Consider the following 16,847-nt stretch of genomic DNA (forward strand, 5'->3'; position numbering starts at 1 on the left):
AAATTACATATACTTGACGTATTATGTAATTATTTGTTTCGCACTTACGCTAACTTATTCTTTCTTATAAGCATATCGCGCAAGTTTTGAATCAGACTCCGGTTAAAAATGAAGATGGCTGCAGCATAGAATATGACACCACAGACGACCTGCACAATGAAGTTCGCGTGCTGACCCATGAGAAGGAAGAACAGCCGGTCCACGGCGAATACGCCAACGACCATGATCAGCCCGTACACCATTGCAGGCAGCATGCTCTTCAGATAAGGCGCGAGGCAGGAGCCGACCATCCTTTTGACCGCGTAAGAATATTGAATGGCGAACAAGGCCAGCTGGATAACGATAAAGGCGATAGAGACACCAATCGCTCCACCGGCAAATGCGCCGATAAACAATCCGGGGATCTGAACACACATGCCAATCAGCGTATAGCGGAAATACACATCCGCCCTTCCTTTCGCCTGCAGCAGCGGCTGGATCGGCAGAATAAGCGCACGGATCAGCATCGCTACGGACAGAATCTGGATAATCAGCGTACTAGGCAGCCACTTCTCTCCGAATACGAATGGGACCAGTACAGGAGCTGTAACGATAATCCCGAGATAAATCGGTGCGTTCAGATAGCTCACCCAGCCTACGACCTTCACGTAGACGCCGCGCAGCTCGTCGATTCTGTCCTGAATTTTGGCAAAAATCGGCAGGCTGACGGTCGATACCAGCGGGGAAAGCTTCTGTACCGGCATAATGCAGAGCTGGAAGGCAAACGAGTAATACCCCAGTGCCTGAGCGCCGTACAAACGTCCCAGAATAATGTAATCGAGATTCGACATGAACGATTGCAATACGTTGGAGGACATCTGATAGACCCCGAAGCTCAGATAGCCTTTCAGGTCCTTTCTTGCAAAATGAAGGGTAGGCGGCCAGGTTCTCCAGCCGAGGAACATCAATCCTACAGACTTCACCAGCGCATTACCCAGGTACGAGCCTACGAGAGCGTATACGCCCATTCCGGCATAAGCTCCGATAAAAGCAATCAGAAATCCGGCGACATAGGCAGCAATTTGAATTTTGGAAATGTTATTGAACTTCAGCTCCTTGCGGAACAGGACTTCAAACTGCTGGCCAAATGCCGGAATCAGACAGAGCAGCGACATCCAGCGGACCGGATTCACTAACCGGGGCTCATTGTAGAACGCTGCGACTATAGGTGCACTCAAGAAAATGATCAGCGTGATGAAAGCGCTCATAGCGAGATTAAGTATGTAGAGACTCGACAAATGATTACGATTGACATCCTGACGGTGAATAATCGCATTCGATATCCCCATGTCCGTCAGGTTGACGGCAGCCGCCACGACAACCATAACCATTCCCATCAATCCATAGTCGGTTGGACCAAGCAGGCGGGAGACCAGGATGAGCTGCAGCAGCTGCACAATGATCTGAAATATCGTGGACATCCCTGACCATTTGGCGGCGTTAATTCCTTTTGCTTTTAATGACATCGTAGCTCTTCTCCCCTAAATTAAGATCGGATACATGAAAATCAATCTCTCCCGTTACAGGTTCTGTGCAAAATCCAGCAGTGACTCCACCTTGGAATCCCAAGCATGCCGTTTAGCCAATTGGCGGACTGTCTCTTTATCAGAGTGCTGCTCAAGGGTAGCTCTCACCTGTTCCGGAAAATCCCCGGCTTGACGGTAGAAATACAAAAATGGTTCACGCCGCCGAAGCAGCTCTGGTGTCTCTGTCACCACAACAGGCAGACCTGCCGCCGCGTATTCGTACAGCTTCATAGGACTCCGGCCTGCATTCGCAGCATGATTGCTCAGCGGCAGCAGAGCGATATCACAATGCTGCAGATAAGCCGGCACCGTCTGATAATTTTTGGCACCAAGCAGGTAAACATTGCTTAAACCGGCAAAATAGCTCTTGGCTCCTTCATGAACCGGACCGATAATGACGATACTCAGCTCCGGCATCCGTTCAGCGAGCAGATGCAAGGCCTTCAGATCCAGGCGCTCGTCAATGGCACCGACATAGATCGCACGCGGTCCGGGAATATCCCGCAGTTCCTCCGGTTCTGCAGCCGGCTTCGAGAAGTGATCATACTCCACACCGTTCTCCAGCAGCAGTGTCGGGATGTCCGGGTTATACGGCAGCAGCTCGGACAAGACCGGACCGGAAGTCGATACAAGACCCTGAACCCGGGACAGCAGCGTCTGCTCAGCCGCAGCGATCGAACCGTCTCCTGTCATTTTGCTGTAAATGTCGGTTGGCCGGTAGATCGTAACCTTCGGCTTAATCAGCTCCTCCAGACCTACAAAACGCGGCTGGTCGATCAGCAGGAGGTCAACGGAGTCCATATTCTTCTGCCTCATCGCTTTCTTCAGGGAAGGCAGCATATAATTTTTTTTCGTCCGCTTATACAGCGGTCCCGCAATTTCCCATGGCAGCATTGTCATCGGGATCGAGTTAAGCACGCTCGGATGAACATCCGGCCGCTTCCCTCTCCAGATTTTGAACCGCTCCTGAATATCCCGGTCCTTGCTGTATTTCAGTAGATGGAACGGACTCAGCGGGGTGCTGACATGGATCACAGAGTGCCCCAGCTTGTCCATTTCCCGGGCGAGATGGTGGGAGCCAACGACAAACGGGCTGCCCATATACGTATGGCTTGCGAACATGATATTCATCAGAGCACACCCTTCTTCACATTATTTTCCTGCCATTACACCTGCGCTGGTATTCTCGGCTGCCACGGCCTTGGCGCTGGTATAACGGCTCAGTACAGCCAGTGTCTCACGGGTGCACTTTTCCCAGGAGAAGGACTGTGCCTGCTTCAGCCCCTGGCGGCTGAGCTGTTCGCGCAGCATGCTGTCACTCATGAGCAGCTGAATCTTGTCGGCAATATCCTGCGGACTGTTGGGATCGCAATACAATACAGCATCCCCGCACACTTCAGGCAGCGAAGCCGCATTGGACGAAATAACGGGACATCCGCATGCCATCGCCTCCAGAGGCGGAAAACCAAAGCCTTCGTAAAAGGAAGGGAAAACGAAACCCGCTGCCTCGTTGTACAAGGTACGCAGCTCTTCATCCTCGACATATCCCATATATTTAACGTTGTCCGTTAACTGTGCCTCGGGGGTCTTGAATACCTTGGGATTCGTGCCTCCGGCAATGACAATATCAAAGCCCGGCTGTCCCATGATTTCAATCGCCTTCACAATGGAACGGAAGTTTTTGTTGGGGCTCATGCTGCTTACCGCGAGGACAAATGGCTTATTCAGCCCCTTACGCTCAAGGAAATCCGGATCGCGGTGTGTCCGCAGAATATGCTCTTTGCCATGGTAGATGACATGAATCTTGGAGTCCTTGATTTTGCAGAATTCCATCAGCTGCCGCTTCGAATTCTCCGAGCAGGTCAGAATGACTTTGGAAGTCACACCAAGGATCCGAAAAAGCACCTTATACCAGAGCTTGAATGCAGCCGAATAGCTCTCAGGCACAACATAGACAGCCGTATCATGCAGCGTCACACCCTGATTACGTTTCAGCAGCGGGCCGGTATTACAGAGATTCAGCAGAAATCCGCCTGCCGTATGGAATGGCAGCACCAGTTGCTCCCATACATGGCCGCTGAAGCGTCCTACCTGTCTGATTTCAATATGCTGAAGACCCGGATCATGGATTTCCCCCCGCGGTGCCAGCACAATCCATTCATAAGGAGATAGTGCGGGATCCCGCTCGTCAATCATCCGGTCCAGAGACTTGATCAGCTCGAAAGCATATCTCTGCACGCCTGTAATCGACTGCGTCAGGAACCTGCCGTTAATGTATACCTTGGTTTTTCTCATGATTGCCCCTCCCTTACGGTATGCCAGCTTGTCAGCCGTTTACGGTTGTAGTGAAGGAACAGGGTGAAGGCCACCAGCACGATCCAGCACGGAAAGAAACGGCCGCTGCTGAAATACAAGTAACGCGGTACCTCCAGAATGCCAACCATCCAGATGGGATACATGATCAATCCGAAGGTATGACCCTGCTTGAAATGAGTGAACAGCAGTCCGCTGAAAAAGCCCATCACTACCCAGAACACCGATGCGCCCAGCACGCCATAGTCATGGTAAGGCAGCAGCAAACCTGAAGGATTGTTGAATTCCGGATTGCCCATGCTTTCCAGCACATTGTTCAGCATCATTTCCGGCTGGGTGCCGAACATGGAGAAGTACGTACCCGATCCAAGTCCCGGGAAGCTCCACAGCCACTCCCAGGTAAAATAAGGGAAAGGCATGGACTGAAAGCCAAGCTGCTGGATATACAGTGTACCCGTGTTCATTGCCGTTACGTAGTAGCCGAAGAAGCGGGTCACGATAAACTCCCAGAAAGAAGGATAGACGTAGACGTAATAGCTCAGCCAGGAGCGGAAGTACTCACCCAGACCGAAGAACAGAACAAGGACTGCAACCCCGATCACCGGAAAAATGTTTAACAGCGGGATTTTTTTTCCTTGTTTATGACGGACCGAGACCCAGATCACCAGAGCCGGTACGAGAATTTCGAGAATGGCCAGCCGCTCCGAGAAGAAGATCGATCGCAGCAGGGTCAGCACGACCACGATGGCCAGCATCGGCATAAACGTTTTCTTGTTCCGGAAGCATTGATAATAGACGGCCAGAATGGTGAACGGGATTCCGAAGTTGGTGAACGAAGTCACGCCCGTCACCTTCTCAAAATTCTGGGTAATGTCATAGATGGCTCCGGGCTCTCCGCTAAGCACATTCATGAATAATCCCAGTGAAAATCCATTCTTGACCATAATGGCAAACCAGGCTATGTAACCGAATAAAGTGAATGCGAACAACAGCTTGATAGCATTTTTGATAAAAGATTCACGATTGATCATCGTGTCGACCAGCACATGCTGCTTCTTCACCCCTTTGGTTGTCAGGGAAGCAAGAATGCTTCCCGCGACAAAACAAATGGCAGGGAGAATGATGTACCAGATATTCGTATCATTAATGAATTTGTCTACCCGGTAGAAGCTGACGTAGCTGCTTTCCGGAATCAGGTAGGCGCCGGCTGTGACAATCCCGATCACCATCAGGAAGATAAAGGTCGGATTCATCCACCATATTGAAAATTTGAAGCCTTCACGTTCCTTCATTCCACATAACTCTCCCTCGGACTGGATTACGGATTCAGCAGAATCGACTCTCTGAATTGATCAAGACTGCCCACCTGCGGACGGCCGATCGAGTAATACTGGAACTCCGCCTGATTAATCTGTTCCTTCGTGAAGACATTCCGGCCGTCAATCAGCACAGGCTGGTTCATGATCTGCCGCAGCTCGGACAGCTGCACATTTTTGAACTCGGCCCAGTCTGTCAGCAGGCACAGCGCATCGCAATTCTCGGCAGCGTCCATAGCACTTCCTGCCCATTCCACCGTTTCATCACCCTCGAACACCTTGCGGAAGTTCTCCATCGCAATCGGGTCATAGGCTTTGACCACAGCGCCAGCCTCGAGCAGGGCACTGATAATATCCAGCGCAGGTGCTTCGCGCACATCGTCTGTATCCGGCTTAAAAGCCAGACCCCAGATACCGATCACCTTGCCTTTGAGATCACCGAGTGAATGCTTCAGCTTGGCAATCACGTTAAAACGCTGACCCTGGTTCACTTCAACGACGGACTTCAGCAGCTTGAACTCATAATCCACGTTACCAGCGATCTGGATCAAGGCATGAGTGTCTTTGGGGAAACAAGAACCACCGTACCCGATACCCGCCTGCAGGAAGGAAGAGCCAATCCGCTTGTCATACCCCATGCCCTGTGCCACGTGCGTAACGTCCGCACCTACCTTCTCACAGATGTTGGCAATTTCGTTAATGAACGAAATTTTGGTTGCAAGGAAGGCATTCGATGCATATTTGATCATCTCGGCACTGCGCACCTCTGTCACCATGATCTGATCCGTCAACGGATGATGCAGCTCGACGAGCATCCGGGCTGCCTGCTCACTGTCAGAGCCGATGATGATGCGATCCGGATGCAGCGTATCTTTAACCGCCGACCCTTCACGCAGGAATTCAGGAATGGAGACCACATCGAACGGATGTGAAGTCAGCTGGCTGATAATTGCCTTGATCTTGTCGTTGGTTCCCACAGGCACGGTGCTTTTCGTTACGACAACCTTGTAGCCGTTCATAGCCAGCGCGATATCCTGTGCAACCTGCTCAATAAATTCAAGATTCGCCTCTCCATTCGGCAGCGAAGGTGTACCCACTGCGATGAATACGACATCTGCACGATGTACGGCTTCCGTCAGCTCGTTGGTGAAACGAAGTCGTCCCAGCCCTTTGTTTTTATCTATCAGTTCTTTCAGTCCTGGCTCGTAGATCGGCACTTCACCATTATTCAGCATTTCGATCTTACCCAAATCCTTGTCCACACAAGTGACCTGATTGCCAATCTCCGAGAAGCACACCCCGGATACCAAGCCCACATAACCCGTTCCGATAAATGTAAGATTCATAAGTATGGTCTCCTTTTCGCGAAATCACTGTTTTCTGTTTATTTATATGAGGAACTGATTAGAGCTTCGTTGCGACCAGCTGCTCTGCCGTTTTATCCCTTGGATTTATGAAATCTGGCGATACTACTTGAGGTGCCGTATACTTGCGGCTGCTCTCGTGAATTTTGCTGTCAATGTGGTTCTGCAGCGTACGCTTGAACGCCTCTGGCGAGAAACGGATCGCATTCCTGCGGCAGTTGGCCGCCAGAATCTGTTCTCCCTCCGTTTCGAAACGGCGTACACCCTCTACAATGGCATCGGCCGTCTGTTCATCAAAGAACACGCCTGTCGGGTTACTTTTGTCCAGACCTCTTACAGTCTCCAGTGAGCCGCCGCGTCCGTACGCAATGACGGGTGTACCGCAGGCCTGGGCTTCAACCGGAGTGATCCCGAAATCTTCCTCTGCTGCGAATACAAATGCCTTGGCACGCTGCATATGACTGACCAGCACCTCATCTGACTGGTATCCGAGCACCTGGATATTATCCGAGGCGAATGCCTTAACCTTATGCATATCTGGTCCATCTCCGATGATCACCAGCTTTTTGTCCGGCATCCGGGAAAAGGCCTCAGCGATCATGTCCATCTTCTTGTATGGCACCAACCGTGAGGCGGTGAGATAAAAGTCTTCCTTTTGCTCCTGAAATGAAAAAGCCTCGACATTCACCGGCGGGTAAATGACTGCAGCCTCTCTGCGGTACACTTTCCATATGCGGTTCGCAATAAATTGGGAGTTGGCGATAAAGTGATCGACACCATTGGAGGTCCGGTAATCCCACATCCGCATCTTGCTCAGAATCCATTTGGCAAAAGCGCCCTTAACCCCTTTTTCCAGGCCGGACTCCTTCAGATACTGATGCTGCAGATCCCAGGCATACCGGATCGGAGAGTGTACATAGGAGATATGCATCTGGTTCGGCCCGGTAATGACTCCCTTGGACACCGCATGGGAGCTGGACAGAATCAGATCATAGGAGGACAAATCAAACTGTTCGACAGCCAGCGGCATAAGAGGCAGATACTGCCGGTACTTCTTCTTGGCCAGCGGCATCTTCTGGATGAATGAGGTGTGCACCTTTTTCCCTCTCAGGAATTTGCGGTCCTCTTCTGACAAAAAATCGACCGTACTGAACAAGTCAGCATCCGGATACAGAAGGAGCATCTGCTCCAGCACCTTCTCGGACCCGGCGTAGGTGGTGAGCCAATCGTGAACGATTGCTACCTTCATACGGGAATCATCCTTTCTCCACTCTTTTTCTTGAATTCTCCAGCAATGCTTACCCGTGGAGTGTATTAGTAGGCGCCCTTCTTCAGGAGCACGCTCCATACTGTAAGGAACAAAATTTTAATATCCAGCCAGATCGTCTTGTTGTATACGTAGTAAAGCTCGAGGTCTACCCGCTCCGGATAGCCCACATCGCTGCGTCCGCTGACCTGCCAATAGCCGGTTACTCCCGGTTTGACCGACAGCAGTTCTCCTTGGCGATCCTTGTACTCCTTCAACTCCTGTGAAACGACCGGACGCGGCCCGACTAGGCTCATATCATTCTTCAGAACATTGAGCAGCTGCGGTAGTTCATCCAGGCTGGTCTTACGCAGAAACTTCCCCATACGGGTTACGCGCGGATCTTCATCCGGCTCCAGCTTGTAGTTATTCGCCACATACTTGGCATACAGCTCCTTGTCTTCCTTCAGCCTCTGTTCGGCATTAGTAGCCATGGAGCGGAACTTGTAGATTTTGAACAGATTAAAGTTCTTACCTACACGGGGCTGCTTGAAAAATACAGGTCCCTTCGGGTCCTCAAGCTTGATCAACACAGCAATCAAAGCAAAGACAGGAAGCAAAACAATCATGCCGAGGCCAGCAGCTACCACATCCAAGCTTCTCTTGGTGAATTCGAAGAGGTAGCCCTTATCCCAATCCAACTCTCTGGACGAAACAGTATTGTAGTCAGCAGCCTCAGCCTCGTTATTGGCCATGTTCATAGGTGATTTCCTCCATACTCATTTGATAGTAGGGCCTGCCCCGGATTCGGATCAGGCGTAATTCAGCACAGCACCGAGCAGCTTGGCATTCACATGCTCCATCCCTGCTTTTACCTTGCGGACTTCCGTCTTGGTGACTTTACCTGTGTGGACAACTAGAACAACCCCGTCACTCATCGAGCCAAGAATTTGGGCATCACTGAAGCTCAGCGCCGGAGGCGTATCAATGATAACCACGTCATACAACTCGGACAGCTCCTGCAGTAGAGCACGCATCTGGTCAGACCCGAGAATTTCAGACGGACTCGGAGGCAGCTGTCCCGAATTCAGTACAGACAGATTCGGCACATTGGTGGAAGATACAACATCTTCAAGCTCCAGATGGCCTGTCAGCAGATCCGTCAGCCCTTTACGGCTCGTTCTCGCGAATACATGCTGAAGGGAAGGCGTACGCAGATCCCCATCCACCAGCAGTACCTTCTTGTTCTCCTGCGCATAGGTGACAGCAAGATTGGCTGCGGTCGTGGTCTTCCCCTCGCCTTCTGTTGCCGATGTTATGAGAAGCACCTTAACGGGTCTTTCCAGCGCTGCGAAGCGAATATTGGTTCTGAGTGTTTTATAGGCTTCAGAAGCCGGCGAGCTAGGATTTTTGTCTGCGATGAGCAATCGCTCACTTGCCATTCTTGTCATATACAGATTCCCCTGCCTTACATATGAATTTGTTTGATCGGTCTTTCTTTCGCATCTACGAGCGTAACGGATACCGCGAAGGATTTGCTCTCCGTATTAAACGCTGTCTGGCCGGAAAGTAAGGAGCTGTAGATATTCTCCATTTCCCGTGTCTGGGCGGCGAAGTTGAATTTCTCACGCACCCGCTTTTGTCCATTCTCACTAAAGCTGTGCCACAGCTCCTCGTGTTCCATCAATCTCAGAATGTAGCTGGCCAGCTGCTGCCAATCCCGTTCCTTCGCGAGATAACCGGTACCGTTATGCTGTACGGCCTCCGGAATCCCGCCGGTCGCGAAGCTGACGACAGGAAGCCCCATAGCGTTCGCTTCGAGGAAGACCATGCCCAGTCCCTCTTCAGCTCCTGATTTCGCCTTAATGCTGGGTACACAGAATACCTTGGCCCGGTTCATCCAGCTTTTGACTACAGCCTGCGGCTGCGTACCGAGGAACGTCACATTCTTCAATGTTTTGGCTGCTCTCTGCTCCAATTCGGAGCGAAGCGGACCATCTCCAATAACAACCAGTTCTACTTCCGGATTGACCAGCTGCACTGCCTTCATCGCCTTCAGTAAGTAGCTGCACCCTTTGACTTCAACCAGCCGCCCTACGAACAGCACAATGGGCTTGCGAATTTCCACCGGGTTCGGTTCAAAATTTTCTGCCTGGAGACCAATGTAATGCCGCACGATCTTATTCGCAGGAAATCCCTGATCCAACATCTTGCCCTTGATGAAATCAGAGACAGCAATAAACAGGTCCGCTTGCTGCTGAAGGCGTGAGCGATAACGGATATAGTTCCGATGGGTATAATAAGATTTTTTGGCATAAACGTCCTTGGTGGTGGCGTCATATCCATGGAATGTAGCAATCAACGGGATATTCAGCTTTTTGGCTACCGGCAAGGCCAGTACCGCATCAGGACCGAAGTGAGCGTGCAGCAAGCGAGGATTCAATTGATGAATTTGCCTGAACATTCCACGTCTCAGTCTGCCTGTCAGCTTGAACGATATCTCCTGGGATCTTCCCCACATTCCTCCCGGATTCACTACCATTCGGAATTGTTCATCCAGCGTCAAACCTTCGACGGTACGAGAACCCAAAAAGTGAGCCTGATACTTCTGAAAGCCTTCCGCCTGACTTTTAATAAACGTCTCCGAAGGAGGTAGCAATTGATCACGGTAAATCAAAATGTTTTGTTTGATATCATTATTTTTCATGAGGGCACCTGCATGTCGTCTATTTTCCATTGTTGTCTACGCACATTATGATTCGGTGTTTAATGTATCAATCAGTGATTACTCATTAGCTGGGCGTAGAACCGGTTTCTCTGTCTGCTGCATAGTAGATCCGGCATTCAGGTCACCGCGGTTCATATGCTCAACCTTGCTTAGCAGCTTGATTCCGAGGACCTGCTCCAGGTCATGCTCTGTTCTTACAGAATCATCCAGGTAGTCCAGTAGGAAGATAATGCCTAATCCTAGAAGAAGACCAACTACAAGACTAAGTATAATTAATACCGTCTGATTGTTATTGACCGGCCCGGCATTATAGGTAGGGTCTGCCGCATTCAGAATAGTAACATTGTTGACCTTCATAATTTCGGTAACACGGTTGATGAATACATCCGATACCGAGTTAACGATCGTCGCTGCTCTCTGATAGGAAGAATCTCGTACTGTCACGTTGATGACTTGAGTATCCTTCACAGAGTTGATCGTAATTTTATTGCTCAGCTGCTGGGCTGTCAGATTCAATTCCGGATGTTGCTTCACGACACTTTTCGTAATCGCCTCCGAGGATATGATCTGCTTATACGTATTGACGAGCATCAGATTCGTATTAATCGAGTTTTGGTCAACCTGGGTTTGGCCTGTGCTCGTCTCAATCGGTTTATTGACAATCAGATCCGCAGATGCCTGGTAGACGGGCTTAATACTGCTCGTATACAGGAATGCAGCACCTACACAGATCACGAGTGTCAGAGCGAGAACCCACCACTTTCTTTTGATGACGCTCAAGTATTCCTTCAGTTCCATATGCTTTTACCCTCCGTTTTGATTGGTCTGTTTATTTACTATCCAGATAAACTGGAGTTGTAAAATAGGTGAAGTCACGACACGTGCAGCAAACCACCGCAAATAAATCAATAATATAAAACAACAGCCTCTAACCAATGGCACACACTAGGTTTGAAAAGTATTTGCATTATGGGATTTGAGTCGGATCGTGTAATAAATTGGGGAAACGAATCATTAAGGAAAAATCTTCTGGAAAAAAGGACACGATTGAAGTATTACGCTTGGAGGTAAATCCATGAAGCGATGACCAATAAGCGATAGTTATGTATTGGGTATCAGTCTCCTTTACTGGAATCTGAGAGGAGCTATGAATCGTTAATGCCTTCCCCGTCTGTGTCAGTAACGCGAGACAGTACGTCCTTAGCAGGCAGTTATAGCAGCCGGACAGGGCTAATCTTAAACCTGTCAGCTGTACTGCAGGCTGATTGGCTTATGCGCTTGGCTTGATATCCTTCACGTCCTTTTACTGCTGCCTTGTCTTTATCACTCTTAAACGATATAAAAATTGTTGAAACATTTTCACGAATAAATCAAGAAAATGCAGGAAAAAAGTCCTACATGAACACACGCTTTCCGTATAATTACTTATCTTTTGCCAAATTACTTTCAGAAACAGCATAAAACCGCAGCTTTTCAGCTGCGGTTGCCTCAAATTTAACGATAAAATCAGCAAATGATTTCTAGAATCCTTTGTTATTTTCTTTATGGATTGTGCCTTTTTTGAAAACGGTTGGAGTCTCCTGGGACTTGCTGATCGTATTGGAGGTGAAATAGATGTTGCCGATATTTCCGTCTCCCCATACTCCAATTCCATTGTGCGGCGCATTCAGGATCTGGTTATCGGTAAAGCTTACTTCGGTCAGTTCACCCTGAGAGGCATATACCAGCACGTTTGGATGATCATTCGGTTCACGCATGCCGGTATGGTCAATCGTGTTGCCAGTCACCTTCACATCCTTAACGTTATCGGTATCCCATTCCTTCTCAACCGCAATGTAGATACCCGCCATTTCTGTATCACGGATGGTATTATTCTCAATCGTCACATCCGAACCGCCAACCACCGATATTCCCCGGGCTTTGGAACCATATCCCACATCATTTCCCCGTATTGTAATATCGCTCGCTGCCGGACTGCCATCCCGGTAACTGACTACCGCAATCGTATCATCACCGGTCCTGCGCACTTTATTGTTCTCGATTGTAATATCGCGGCTGCCGCTCGTAATATGGATTCCATCTGCCCCTGTGGCGTCAATGGTATTGTTCTCAATTTTCCCGCCTTCGGCTGAACCTTGTACAAGAATTCCCGCCGTACTGGCCTTCTCGATACGAACATGATTGATCGCAAAATCCTTAGCCCCGCGCACCGTAATACTGTTCTTCTCGTTGGCGCCATTGCCCCGCTCTACCGTTGTCTCGTAGATATGTGCAAGATGGCTTAGGGATACATTACGCCCCTTCAGATCGATAGAACCATTCTCAGGATCCGTTGACGTCAGAATCGTCTTGTCCGATCCTGCTCCTGCCATACCTACACCATCCAAGGTGATGATCCTGCTGACCTTGAAATTGCCTGCAGGCACGTAGACACTTTTCCCCTGCTTCTTGGCTTCCTCGATACAATCCATAATAGCCTGGTAATCATCATTGTCATCATCCGGCACAGCCCCAAAGTCGACAACGGACAGGCTGGACGTGGAAGGGGCTGGCGCAGAATCAGGTTCCGGTTCGGAAGTCTCTGAGGATGAGGGATTATTGAGCCACCAGAGAGCGGCCAGAGCCACGATCACCAACAGAACTAGGATTCCAGGCATAATCCACCTTTTTAGTTGTTTTGACTTGTTCATGAACGACCTCCTGTATCTATCTGGTTCCATGCTATGATCCCAAAAACAGTTTGAAGCAAGTAACTCACGTAAGAGTATATATCATCCGATCTGACAGATACAATCTGACAACAGGGCTGCACAGCCGTGCTGATTCTCCCACTAAATGAAAATAAGATTAAAATTGATATTATTCGATTCATGCATATTCGCGAAGGTTAATACATAACTACGAACAGCTTTTACTGTCATACTGATGATGTAGAGATCCGTGAATGTATGGATCATCATGAAGACAGAAAAGGCTGACACCAGTTGCAGCCTGGTATCAGCCCTAATCGTTGCTGTTCGAGATGTAATTGTAGACCTGTATGGAATTTACGAGGTGCTGGTTCCTAGAAACCGATATTTTCCGTTAGATGAATCAGCCCGCTCGTAAATACAGTAGCATCACCTATGTTATTAATAAGTGTGTTTTTGGTAAAATACACATTCTTAATGTTACCTGTTCCCCACACCCCTAGTCCTCGGTGAGCGGCATTTTTAAACAGATTGTTGTTAAAAATGACGTTATCTATGGTTCCTTGTGAAGCATAGACGAGTACATTTGGGTGATTTTGCGGTTCCTGAATACCGGTGTGGTCAACTGTGTTGCTGTTAATCTTGATCTCATTCACATTGTAGGTGTTGTAGTTACCTTCTACAGCAATATAAATACCTGCCATCATCGTATCTTTGACCGAGTTATTCTCAATCAGCACATTGCTGCCGCCAACGACAGTAATGCCGCGGGCTTTGGACATATAACCAACGTCATTTCCTTTAATAGTAATATCACGGGCAGCAGCGATATCTTCCTTATAGCTGACGACAGCAATCGTATCATCACCCACACCTTTTACTGTGTTGTTGCTGATCGTGATCGTGTAACTTGCATCTGTAATATGAATGCCATCCGCATTGGTACCTTCCACCGTACTGTTGGTGATCGCACCGTTATGGGCAGCACCCATGACCAGGATCCCTGCTGTGCTGGCCTTGGATACATAAACGTTATCAATCGTAAAATGGGTTGCCCCGCGCACCGTGATGCTGTTCTTCTCATTCGCTCCATCTCCACGAGGTACAACGGTATTATAGACATGTTTGATCCCGCTGAGCTTAACGCCGTCCCCCTTGATATCAATGGAACCTTTATACGGATCTGTAGAGGTCAGTGTCGTTACCTCTTTGCCGGCACCTCGGAGACTAACTCCATCCAGTGTAAGAATTTTACTGAGCCGATAGTTTCCTGCTGGAACATATACTGCGGCTCCGCTTTTCTTGGCCTTGTCTATAGCGGCTGCAAAAGCAGGATAATCATCCGTGCTGTCATTTGGAGTTGCACCGCAGCTGATAACTGAAATTTCAGCAGCCGCAGTCTCTGTCGTCGTTGTCAGAGTGGAGGACGACGTGTTTGCAGCCTGGTAGGTAGGCGTAAAATTAACGCTTGGATTCCACAGCGTATGATCATTGTTCGTGGTCGTTCTTTTGTTAACAATAAAATAGATGGACGAACCGGCTGTTACTGGTATATTCGTTACTCCTGTCGGATTCACAGCCGTCGGCGAAGTAACAACACTGCTCCACAGCGTCGTGCTGTCCTTCATAATAGTGGCAAGGATGCCATCCCCAAGGCTATCCCCTTTGCTTACGCTGCCAGTGATGCTGATTGTGCCCGAACCAGGGGCAACCCACTTTCTCACAGAATCAAAGTTAGCGTCTGGATGCTGAGCGTTCGCCGTTACCCATGGATAACCGGTGCTATCCGGCTGCCAGCGCTTGTTAGTTGTATTGTAGACCAGATCAGAAAATACTGCTCCTGATTTTTTCAGATAAGACCATTGATTTTGTCCTTGGGTGATACTAAATCCAGTCGATGCTGTATATGTCTGGCTTGTACCTTCGGCTTGTACTTTTACAGCTGCAGCCCCGGCACCGCCGCCAAATCCTAATGTTAACGCAAGCGCGGATAATAGATAATGTTTGATTTTCAAAGCAAACCCTCCGTTGTCTTCATTTTTGTCATCGCCTAAATGGACGGGTCAGTAGTATAGATCAACTTCGTTCATTTCCTCCAACAGGAAAACAGCTTCCTCGAATTCTCTCCCTTCCTGTGACCAATTGCCATTTGCATATTTGTGTATTAGCTTCCGGTAATAATTGGTACACGTTTAAAGTCTATGGGTTCCTCTTCTATATGTCTATAGGTCGGCCTCTTTATTCTCCAGCCGGGACCCCACATGAGCAGGATAGCTTTAGTAGAAAAATATTCCTGCTTTCTCCGTCTATATCGGTTAAAAGTTACAGTTTTGTTAGGAGACCACCCTGTCCATGTGCGCATGATCAAGCTGATATTAAGGCCTATAGTCCGAGAGAGAGTTTAATTTCTTCACTGTTCATTTTTATGTATCAAATAGTTCATAAGTATTATTATAATCTTGAAACATGACTTTTCGATTATATATGTATATACCCAAAGTTATAAACTTAGTAACATAGAATCAATAAATTCATTCAAAATATTATATAAGCCTTCAGACCCGGTAATATACTCTCACTTTATAATTGGAGATTCAACCACTTTTTAGATAGGACGCTTAATAGATAATTAATTTTTTTTAATGTAGCTTTTTGAATTTAGGCAGACCAAAGTTAACTATAATCAAAGGTATACCCTATCATCAATGATATAGTAGGGGAGTAAACCGTAGGTGAAGTTTATTAGATAAGGAGAGGATTGATTGATTCAGCCTTTGCTGTTAATTGAATGTGCGGATGTAAAGCTATGTGAATATCGAATGGAAGACGCGGAGAGAATTACCTCCATTGCACAGGAAAATGAAGTCAGCAAATTTCTCCCGGATTGGAGCGTTTCTCTAAGCCAACGACAAATATGGATGGAGCATTATGAAATTCCGGAGAACCAACGCTTTAAAGCAGCTGTAATGGAAGGAAAGCACCCTGGGCAACTCAGGCTGCGGATGGTTATTATACATAAAAAAAACGATGAAGTGATTGGATGGTGTTGCACAGGTATCAAAGAAGAAATTGGACAGCGGGAGATTATGTATGCCATTTCAAGCCGTTATACCAATCAAGGCTATGCTAGTCAGGCAACGTGGGGATTGAGAGACTACCTTTTTAATCACACTTCGGTTCAGCAGCTCGCCGCTCTGGCACACGTTCATAATGTCGCATCCCAGAGGGTTATCCAGAAAAGTGGCTTCCGTTATTGCTTTACACGTACCTTAGACGCACACCCCTATTATGTGTACACTTTGGCGAGAAGCGATTGGAATTCGTTGCATGCAAAAAACCACTGTTGAGTGATCAACAGTGGTTTTCATATGCTTGGCAACGTCCTACTCTCCCAGGACCCTGCGGTCCAAGTACCATCGGCGCTGGAGGGCTTAACGGTCGTGTTCGGGATGGGTACGTGTGGAACCCCTCCGCTATCGCCACCAAACGAATAACAAGGTTTTGCACCTTGAAAACTGGATCCGAAACAAACATGCGATCTAGCTGCTTACCGGATGTCTCCGGCAAGCTTGTAGGATAAGCCCTCGACCGATTAGTACTGGTCAGCTCCATGCATTGCTGCACT

13 protein-coding genes and 1 rRNA gene are annotated in these 16,847 nt (G+C 48.4%); 1 reads left to right on the forward strand and 13 read right to left on the reverse strand.

What is annotated here, in order from left to right; all coding sequences use genetic code 11:
- Window positions 1–44: 44 nt before the first annotated feature.
- The 12 genes from Q5741_RS18545 to Q5741_RS18600 all read right to left on the reverse strand — a co-directional run bounded on the left by Q5741_RS18545 (window position 45) and on the right by Q5741_RS18600 (window position 15,237).
- Window positions 45–1,505, reverse strand: a complete 1,461-nt coding sequence (locus tag Q5741_RS18545; RefSeq protein WP_305025611.1) for an MOP flippase family protein — start codon at window positions 1,503–1,505, stop codon at window positions 45–47.
- A 54-nt stretch (window positions 1,506–1,559) separates the two neighbouring features.
- A complete protein-coding gene (locus Q5741_RS18550) occupies window positions 1,560–2,696 on the reverse strand; it encodes a glycosyltransferase (RefSeq protein ID WP_305025612.1) in 1,137 nt (378 codons plus the stop codon).
- Between the two features lie 21 nt (window positions 2,697–2,717).
- The gene (locus Q5741_RS18555) at window positions 2,718–3,860 is read right to left on the reverse strand and encodes a glycosyltransferase family 4 protein (protein ID WP_305025613.1); all 1,143 of its coding nucleotides are present in this window, start codon (window positions 3,858–3,860) and stop codon (window positions 2,718–2,720) included.
- Complete coding sequence (locus Q5741_RS18560; protein ID WP_305025614.1) at window positions 3,857–5,170, reverse strand: O-antigen polymerase; 1,314 nt, start codon at window positions 5,168–5,170, stop codon at window positions 3,857–3,859. The genes Q5741_RS18555 and Q5741_RS18560 overlap by 4 nt, the downstream gene beginning before the upstream one ends.
- Window positions 5,171–5,196: 26 nt before the next feature.
- On the reverse strand, window positions 5,197–6,540 hold the full coding sequence (locus tag Q5741_RS18565) for a UDP-glucose dehydrogenase family protein (RefSeq protein ID WP_305025615.1): 1,344 nt from the start codon (window positions 6,538–6,540) through the stop codon (window positions 5,197–5,199).
- Window positions 6,541–6,598: 58 nt separating this feature from the next.
- Window positions 6,599–7,807, reverse strand: a complete 1,209-nt coding sequence (locus Q5741_RS18570) for a glycosyltransferase family 4 protein (protein ID WP_305025616.1) — start codon at window positions 7,805–7,807, stop codon at window positions 6,599–6,601.
- Window positions 7,808–7,872: 65 nt separating this feature from the next.
- Complete coding sequence (locus Q5741_RS18575; RefSeq protein ID WP_305025617.1) at window positions 7,873–8,565, reverse strand: sugar transferase; 693 nt, start codon at window positions 8,563–8,565, stop codon at window positions 7,873–7,875.
- A gap of 51 nt (window positions 8,566–8,616) precedes the next feature.
- Window positions 8,617–9,255: a CpsD/CapB family tyrosine-protein kinase gene (locus tag Q5741_RS18580; RefSeq protein WP_305025618.1), complete on the reverse strand. Its 639-nt coding sequence runs from the start codon at window positions 9,253–9,255 to the stop codon at window positions 8,617–8,619.
- A 17-nt stretch (window positions 9,256–9,272) separates the two neighbouring features.
- Entirely contained in the window at window positions 9,273–10,511 is a 1,239-nt protein-coding gene (locus Q5741_RS18585; protein WP_305025619.1) for a glycosyltransferase, read from the reverse strand.
- Window positions 10,512–10,589: 78 nt separating this feature from the next.
- Complete coding sequence (locus Q5741_RS18590) at window positions 10,590–11,330, reverse strand: YveK family protein (protein WP_305025620.1); 741 nt, start codon at window positions 11,328–11,330, stop codon at window positions 10,590–10,592.
- Window positions 11,331–12,052: 722 nt separating this feature from the next.
- A complete protein-coding gene (locus Q5741_RS18595) occupies window positions 12,053–13,222 on the reverse strand; it encodes a right-handed parallel beta-helix repeat-containing protein (RefSeq protein WP_305025621.1) in 1,170 nt (389 codons plus the stop codon).
- A 374-nt stretch (window positions 13,223–13,596) separates the two neighbouring features.
- Window positions 13,597–15,237 (reverse strand): right-handed parallel beta-helix repeat-containing protein, encoded by a 1,641-nt coding sequence (locus tag Q5741_RS18600; RefSeq protein ID WP_305025622.1) that lies wholly within the window; start codon window positions 15,235–15,237, stop codon window positions 13,597–13,599.
- A gap of 747 nt (window positions 15,238–15,984) precedes the next feature.
- Between Q5741_RS18600 and Q5741_RS18605 the strand changes: the two genes are divergently transcribed.
- On the forward strand, window positions 15,985–16,569 hold the full coding sequence (locus Q5741_RS18605; protein ID WP_305025623.1) for a GNAT family N-acetyltransferase: 585 nt from the start codon (window positions 15,985–15,987) through the stop codon (window positions 16,567–16,569).
- Between the two features lie 23 nt (window positions 16,570–16,592).
- On the opposite strand, the gene rrf is transcribed toward Q5741_RS18605, so the two are convergent.
- Window positions 16,593–16,709 (reverse strand): 5S ribosomal RNA (rrf, locus tag Q5741_RS18610).
- Window positions 16,710–16,847 lie beyond the last annotated feature (138 nt).

Source organism: Paenibacillus lacisoli (genome assembly GCF_030580655.1).
GTDB lineage: Bacteria > Bacillota > Bacilli > Paenibacillales > Paenibacillaceae > Paenibacillus > Paenibacillus lacisoli.